This window comes from Ruthenibacterium sp. (genome assembly GCF_017421385.1).
Taxonomy (GTDB): domain Bacteria; phylum Bacillota; class Clostridia; order Oscillospirales; family Ruminococcaceae; genus Ruthenibacterium; species Ruthenibacterium lactatiformans.
Map to the genome: position 1 here is coordinate 144,712 of NZ_JAFOIN010000117.1, position 6,246 is coordinate 150,957.

Here is a 6,246-nt window from a genome sequence, read left to right on the forward strand (position 1 = left end):
AGAATGAAGGAGTGAATCACAAATGACAATTCAAATGATCATTACATTGGCAATCGTGATCGGCATGATCGTCATGATCATGTCGGACAAATTTGCCTTCGGCGCACCGCCGCTGATCGCCTGCGTTCTTCTGGTACTGACGGGCTGCGCCACCATGTCCGAGGCCTTTGCGGGCTTTGTGGACAAAAATGTCATCATGATCGCCGGCTTTATGGTGGTCATGGCGGCGTTGGAAAAAACCAGCCTCATCGACAAGGTCAAGGCAACGATGTTCAATATGGCCAGCAAGGGCGGATATCGCAACTACATCCTGTTGCTGATCGTTGTCATGCTGGGGGCCAGCGTGATGAGCGGTACAGGCTATTATGTATTGGTGCTGAGCTTGGTATCCACTATCCCCTACAATAAAAATCTGCCTATTTCAAAAATCTTTATGCCCTTGGGCTATGCCACTTACAACCCCATCGTACCTGTGAATATGGCGTTTTACGTGGGCTTGGTGGCCTCTCTGCTGGAGAGTTCCGGCGTCACAGGCACCGCAGTGCCGCTGCTGGTATATTCCGGCATCAAGCTTGTCAGTTCTATCGCGTTTTTGGTGTGGGCGGTTATCGGTTACCGCTTCCTGCCGGACCACCCCATTGCCGAAGCGGGCGCGCAGGCTTCCGAACAAAAGTCAGAGGGCGAAAAGCTGTCCAGGTGGAAAGAAATCGTTGTGTATATTGCTTTCGTGGTCAACTTCGTAGCCATGATCTTCCTGGATAAGCTGGGGGAGCCGGGCTATGCCATCCCCGGCGTCATTGCCGCCGTACTGTTCGTTTTGGGCATCCTCAATTTCAAGGAAGTGCGCAACAATATTGCCTCTCCGCTGATTCTTATGATGGCCGGCGTCATCGGCGTGGCCGGCGCCCTGGCGAACTCCGGCTTCACCGCCATGGTGGGTGACGCGGTGGCCGGCGCTTTGGGTACCAGTGTCAGCCCATTTGTCATCGTATTGGTGTTCACACTGCTCACCAGCCTGAGCGCTACGTTCACGGGCGCCAGCTTCGGTTCCCTGTTCGTATTTGCGCCCATCGCCATCTCCGCTTGCGTCAGCATGGGGTTGGATCCTACGGCTGTGGCTGTGGCTTGTGTCACCGCCGCTTGGATCAACTGGATCATGCCCATCGACGGTATGCCTGCTATGATTCTTGGCATGGGCAAATACAAGCTGGTTGATTTCTGGAAGTTCACTCTGCCGTTGTACGTCATCCAGATTCTGGTGCTGTGCGGGGCCTGCGTGATTGTATTCCCCATGTAATAACCTGCGGTCGGCGGCGGAACATGCCGCCGGCCCTTTTCGGAGAGAGATGATACGCCATGAATACACTGAGTAATTTGAAGATGCCGCGCGCCGTCTGCTGCGGCGAGGGCGCGCTGAAAAAGATGCCGGAGATCCTTCAGGCGGCGTCTGTGAAAAAAGCGGCTGTCTTTACAGATAAGGGGATCCGCAGCGCCGGCCTGCTGGACCCCGTGCTGGAGCAGCTTCAAAAGGCACAGGCGGCATTCTGTGTGCTGGATGACCTGCCGCCGGAGCCGAGCTGCGGCCAGGTCCAGAAGCTGGTGGATGCCTGCCGGGCCGAGGGCGCGGATATGATTCTGGCCGTGGGCGGCGGCAGCGTGATGGATACCGCCAAGCTGTCCGGTGTGCTTTTGGACGGCAGCTCGACCGTGCACGACCTGCTGGAAGCGCCCGGCCGCGCAAAAAAATGCTGTCCCACGCTGATGATCCCCACAACGGCGGGCACGGGCAGCGAAGCCACGCCCAACGCCATCGTAGCCGTGCCGGAGCAGGAGCTGAAGGTGGGCATCGTCAGCGACGCGATGATCGCGGACAATGTTCTGCTGGACCCGCTGATGATCAAAAATCTGCCCCGGAAAATTGCGGCGGCCACAGGTGTGGACGCTTTGGCGCACGCCATCGAATGTTACACAAGCAATAAGGCGAATCCCATCAGCGATACTTTTGCGCTGGAAGCGCTGGATATGATTTTGAACAACATCCTGCCTGCGTGTGACAGTGCGGACGCGGTATCGCAAAAATCAGCCATGCAGCTCGCAAGCTTTTACGCGGGCGTGGCCATCACTGCCAGCGGCACAACGGCCGTCCATGCGCTCAGCTACCCTCTGGGCGGAAAATATCATATCGCCCACGGCGTATCCAACGCCATTCTGCTTGCGCCTGTGATGCGCTTCAACGCGCCTGCCTGCCCGGAACGCTTCGCCGCCGCGTATGACCGTTGCGTACATGGAGAAAAAACCTGCGTGACGCAGGAGGAAAAAACGGAGTTTATGCTGCGTTGGCTGGAGAAGATCGTCCGGCATCTGGAGATACCCACAAGCCTTTCGGCATTCGGTGTGCCTGCGTCGGATCTGGAGACGCTGGTGGCGGCCGGCATGCAGGTGACACGGCTTCTGAACAACAATCTGCGCCCGGTGACGGCGGACGACGCCCGCGCGCTGTACCGCCGGATCCTCTGACATCGGAAAGGACGGAAAAACATGAATAGAATCGAGATCAAGGGCATCATCCCGCCCATCATTACGCCGATGCACGCGGATGAAAGTATCAATACCGCCGAGCTGCGCCGCCAGGTGGACCGCCAGATCGAAAACGGCGTGCATGCGCTGTTCTGCTTTGGCACCAATGGCGAGGGATATATTCTGGACGGCAGGGAAAAACAGCTCGTGCTGGAGACGGTCATTGAGCAGGCGAACGGCCGCGTGCCGGTGTACGCGGGCACAGGCTGCGTTTCCACACGGGAGACCATTGCACAGTCCCGCATGGCCAGAGACGCGGGAGCGGATGTGCTGAGTATTATTACGCCCAGCTTTGCGGCGGCCAGCCAACAGGAGCTGTACGACCACTACCGTGCCGTGGCTGAAGCCGTGGATATTCCCATCGTGCTGTACAATATCCCGGCACGTACAGGAAATGCTCTTGCGCCCGAGACGGTAGCACGCCTTTCCCGGATCGAAAACATCGTCGGTGCAAAGGATTCCTCGGGAAACTGGGATAATATGAAAGCTTATCTGGATGGCACCCGGGGCAGCGGCTTTGCAGTGCTTTCCGGCAACGACGGCCTGATCCTGGACTGCCTGAAGAACGGTGGCCGGGGCGGCGTGGCGGGCTGTGCCAATGTTTACCCCCGCACCATGGCGTCTATTTATGATTGTTTTGCCGCGGGCGATTTGGAAAAAGCGCAGGAATATCAGGCGAGCATCGCGTCCTTCCGCGCATGCTTCAAATACGGCAACCCGAATACGGTCGTCAAAACAGCCGTGGCGCTGCTGGGCTACGACGTGGGAAAATGCCGCGCACCGTTCAACCAGCTCCCGGAAGAAGGCGTTGCCGCGCTGCGGCAGGTGCTTCGTGAGAATGCGGAAAAGGGGATGCACTGACCCATGAACAACACGGAAATAAGGCGGCCGGTCATCGGCATCACGATGGGCGACCCCGCGGGCAACGGGCCGGAGCTGTGTGTGCAGGCCCTGCTCCACAAAGCGATCTATGAGGAATGCCGGCCGCTTATCGTGGGGGATGCAAACGTTATCGAAAAAGCGGCTGTGCTGCTGGGCCATCCGGAGCTGACCGTGCACCGCGTGGACAGCGTGGAGCAGGCGGCTTTCACCTGGGGGATCATCGACGTTTACCATCTGGACCTTGTGGACCTGGCGCGGTTTGAATACGGAAAAGTGTCCGCGATGTGCGGGCGCGCGGCGTTTGAGTGCGTGCGGAAAGTCATTGAACTGGCACTGGACGACGAGGTGGATGCCACCTGCACCAACGCTCTGAACAAAGAGGCCATGAACTTGGCTCTCGCGCCCGAGGGCATGCACTTTGACGGCCATACGGAAATCTATGCCCACTATACTCACACCGAGAAATATACGATGCTGCTGGCGCACCACGATCTGCGTGTGGTACATGTTTCCACGCATTGCTCGCTGCGGGAAGCGTGCGACCGTGTGAAAAAGCAGCGTGTACTGGATGTCATTCATATCGCGGACAGCGCATGCAGAAGCTTCGGAATCCCACGCCCGCGAATCGCCGTGGCAGGGCTCAACCCTCATGCGGGAGAAAACGGCCTGTTCGGCAGGGAGGAGCTGGACGAGATTATCCCGGCGATCCGTGCCGCGCAGGACGAGGGACTGTGTGTGGACGGCCCTGTGCCGCCGGACAGTTTGTTCCCCAAGGCGCTGGGCGGCTGGTATGACATCGTTGTGGCCATGTACCACGACCAGGGGCACATTCCGCTCAAAACCGTCGGCTTTGTATATGACAGGGAAAAACAGGCGTGGAAGGCTGTCGAAGGAGTAAACATTACACTGGGGCTGCCCATCATACGTACCTCGGTGGACCACGGAACGGGTTTCGACCAGGCAGGCAAAGGCACTTCGAATGAATTGAGCCTGCTCAACGCCATTCAATATGCCGTCACGATGGCCCGCAACCGCAACATCAAAGAGTGAGGGGAAGAAAACCATGAAATATCCATGTTTGCCCGGCCTGACACCGGACGGCACCGTTTATCAGAATTCTGCAATGGGGACGGTGGAGGCCATGCTGCCCCCCGGGCCCTGGGCTACGGCGCATGCGCCCGCCTTGCTGGAAACTCCGGACGGCAGTTTGCTGTGCGCCTGGTTTGCCGGCAGCTTTGAAGGCAGCGGCGATGTGAGCATCGTTTGCGCCCGCCTGCCCAAAGGAGCCGCACGATGGGAAGCTCCAGTACAAGTGTCCCATGATGAAAAACGCAGTGAGCAGAATCCCTCGCTGTTTCTCGCGCCGGACGGCGCTGTATGGGCGGTTTATACCGCCCAGCTGGACCGTGTGCCCGGCAAGGATAATATGCAGTTCACGTCTGTCATCCGCCGGCAGAAAAGTACGGACGGCGGCCGTACCTGGGGCGAACCGGATGTGCTGTTTGCCCGGGAGGGAAGCTTCTGCCGCCAGCCCATCCAGGTGCTTGCAAGTGGGCGCTGGATATTCGCAAACTGGCTGTGCAGCGACAGCGCATCCGGTCTGGCCGGAGACCCGACGGCGTTTCAGATCTCCGACGATCAGGGCTGTACCTGGCGCACTGTAGAGATGCCGGGCAGCAACGGCCGTGTACATGCCAATGTGGTGGAGCTTGCGCCGGGACGCCTCGCGGCGTTCATGCGGAGCCGTGCGGCAGATTTCATTTATCGCAGTGAATCGCTGGACGACGGCAATACGTGGAGCGAACCGGTGCCCACGGTCCTGCCCAATAACAACTCCAGCATCAGCGCCGTCAAGCTGCAAAGTGGACGCATTGCCGTTGCCTATAACCCCACCCATACGCCTGCGCCGCAGCCAGGTGTGGCAGCCTGGCCCGGCCTTCGCTGCCCGGTTGCGGTGGCCCTCAGCGAGGACGGCGGCCTTACATGGCCGATGATTCGCCATATGGAGCTGGGAGAGGGTTTTGTAGGGTCAGAAAACAGTACCAACAACCGCCAGTATGAGTACCCGTATCTGATGCAGGCTTCGGACGGCAGGCTGCATCTGGCGTTCGCGTATCAGAATCGCCGCGGTGTAAAATGGATGACGTTTTCGGAGCAGGATGTTATGGGTGAAAAGCGTGAAACTGTAGGCGTGTACAACCCGACAGCCGCCAGGGTATAGTGCGTTTTACAGGCGGAAAGCCCGAAAGCGCGCTGCCGCGGAGCGAAGCGGTTTCACGGCAGTGCGTGCCATTTCAGCAACACGCAAAAATACGGTAAATTTTTTTCAAAAGCATGTTGACAAGAAGAATGTTTCATGATAAAATCTAACATGCTGATTCGGAAACGAACAGCAGAAAAAGCGTGATCATGGGGCGACTCATGTTCACATATATGCGGATGTGGCGGAACTGGCAGACGCGCTAGATTCAGGTAATGAAACCTCAGGGAACATTACAAGGAGATAGAAAAAAGCCCCGCTCTCGGAGTTACAGGTTTCCCCTTCGAGTAAAAAGGAAAAAAGGAAGCAGAAAAGGCGTGATCACGAGGTGACTCGTGTTCACATATATGCGGATGTGGCGGAACTGGCAGACGCGCTAGATTCAGGTTCTAGTGAAGGCAACTTCATGTGGGTTCAAGTCCCTTCATCCGCACCAAGTTCATGCGACAAAAAAGATATCAGTCGGTTTTGTCGCATAAAATCAAGGGAAAACGGGCTTTTTAGGAATAATTCCTAAAAGCCCGTTT

Annotated in this window: 5 protein-coding genes and 1 tRNA gene; all 6 read left to right on the plus strand. The window is 57.6% G+C overall.

Annotation, left to right across the window (positions count from 1 at the left end; translation table 11 throughout):
* Positions 1-22 precede the first annotated feature (22 nt).
* The 6 genes from IIY41_RS13920 to IIY41_RS13945 all read left to right on the plus strand — a co-directional run bounded on the left by IIY41_RS13920 (position 23) and on the right by IIY41_RS13945 (position 6,155).
* Complete coding sequence (locus IIY41_RS13920; protein ID WP_009325294.1) at positions 23-1,297, plus strand: SLC13 family permease; 1,275 nt, start codon at positions 23-25, stop codon at positions 1,295-1,297.
* Between the two features lie 59 nt (positions 1,298-1,356).
* On the plus strand, positions 1,357-2,517 hold the full coding sequence (locus tag IIY41_RS13925; RefSeq protein ID WP_287401234.1) for an iron-containing alcohol dehydrogenase: 1,161 nt from the start codon (positions 1,357-1,359) through the stop codon (positions 2,515-2,517).
* A 21-nt stretch (positions 2,518-2,538) separates the two neighbouring features.
* Positions 2,539-3,438, plus strand: a complete 900-nt coding sequence (gene dapA / locus IIY41_RS13930) for a 4-hydroxy-tetrahydrodipicolinate synthase (protein WP_009325292.1) — start codon at positions 2,539-2,541, stop codon at positions 3,436-3,438.
* A gap of 3 nt (positions 3,439-3,441) precedes the next feature.
* On the plus strand, positions 3,442-4,509 hold the full coding sequence (gene pdxA / locus IIY41_RS13935) for a 4-hydroxythreonine-4-phosphate dehydrogenase PdxA (protein WP_058722894.1): 1,068 nt from the start codon (positions 3,442-3,444) through the stop codon (positions 4,507-4,509).
* Positions 4,510-4,522: 13 nt separating this feature from the next.
* A complete protein-coding gene (locus IIY41_RS13940) occupies positions 4,523-5,680 on the plus strand; it encodes a sialidase family protein (RefSeq protein ID WP_055081433.1) in 1,158 nt (385 codons plus the stop codon).
* A 388-nt stretch (positions 5,681-6,068) separates the two neighbouring features.
* Positions 6,069-6,155 (plus strand) — tRNA-Leu (locus IIY41_RS13945).
* Positions 6,156-6,246: the final 91 nt, after the last annotated feature.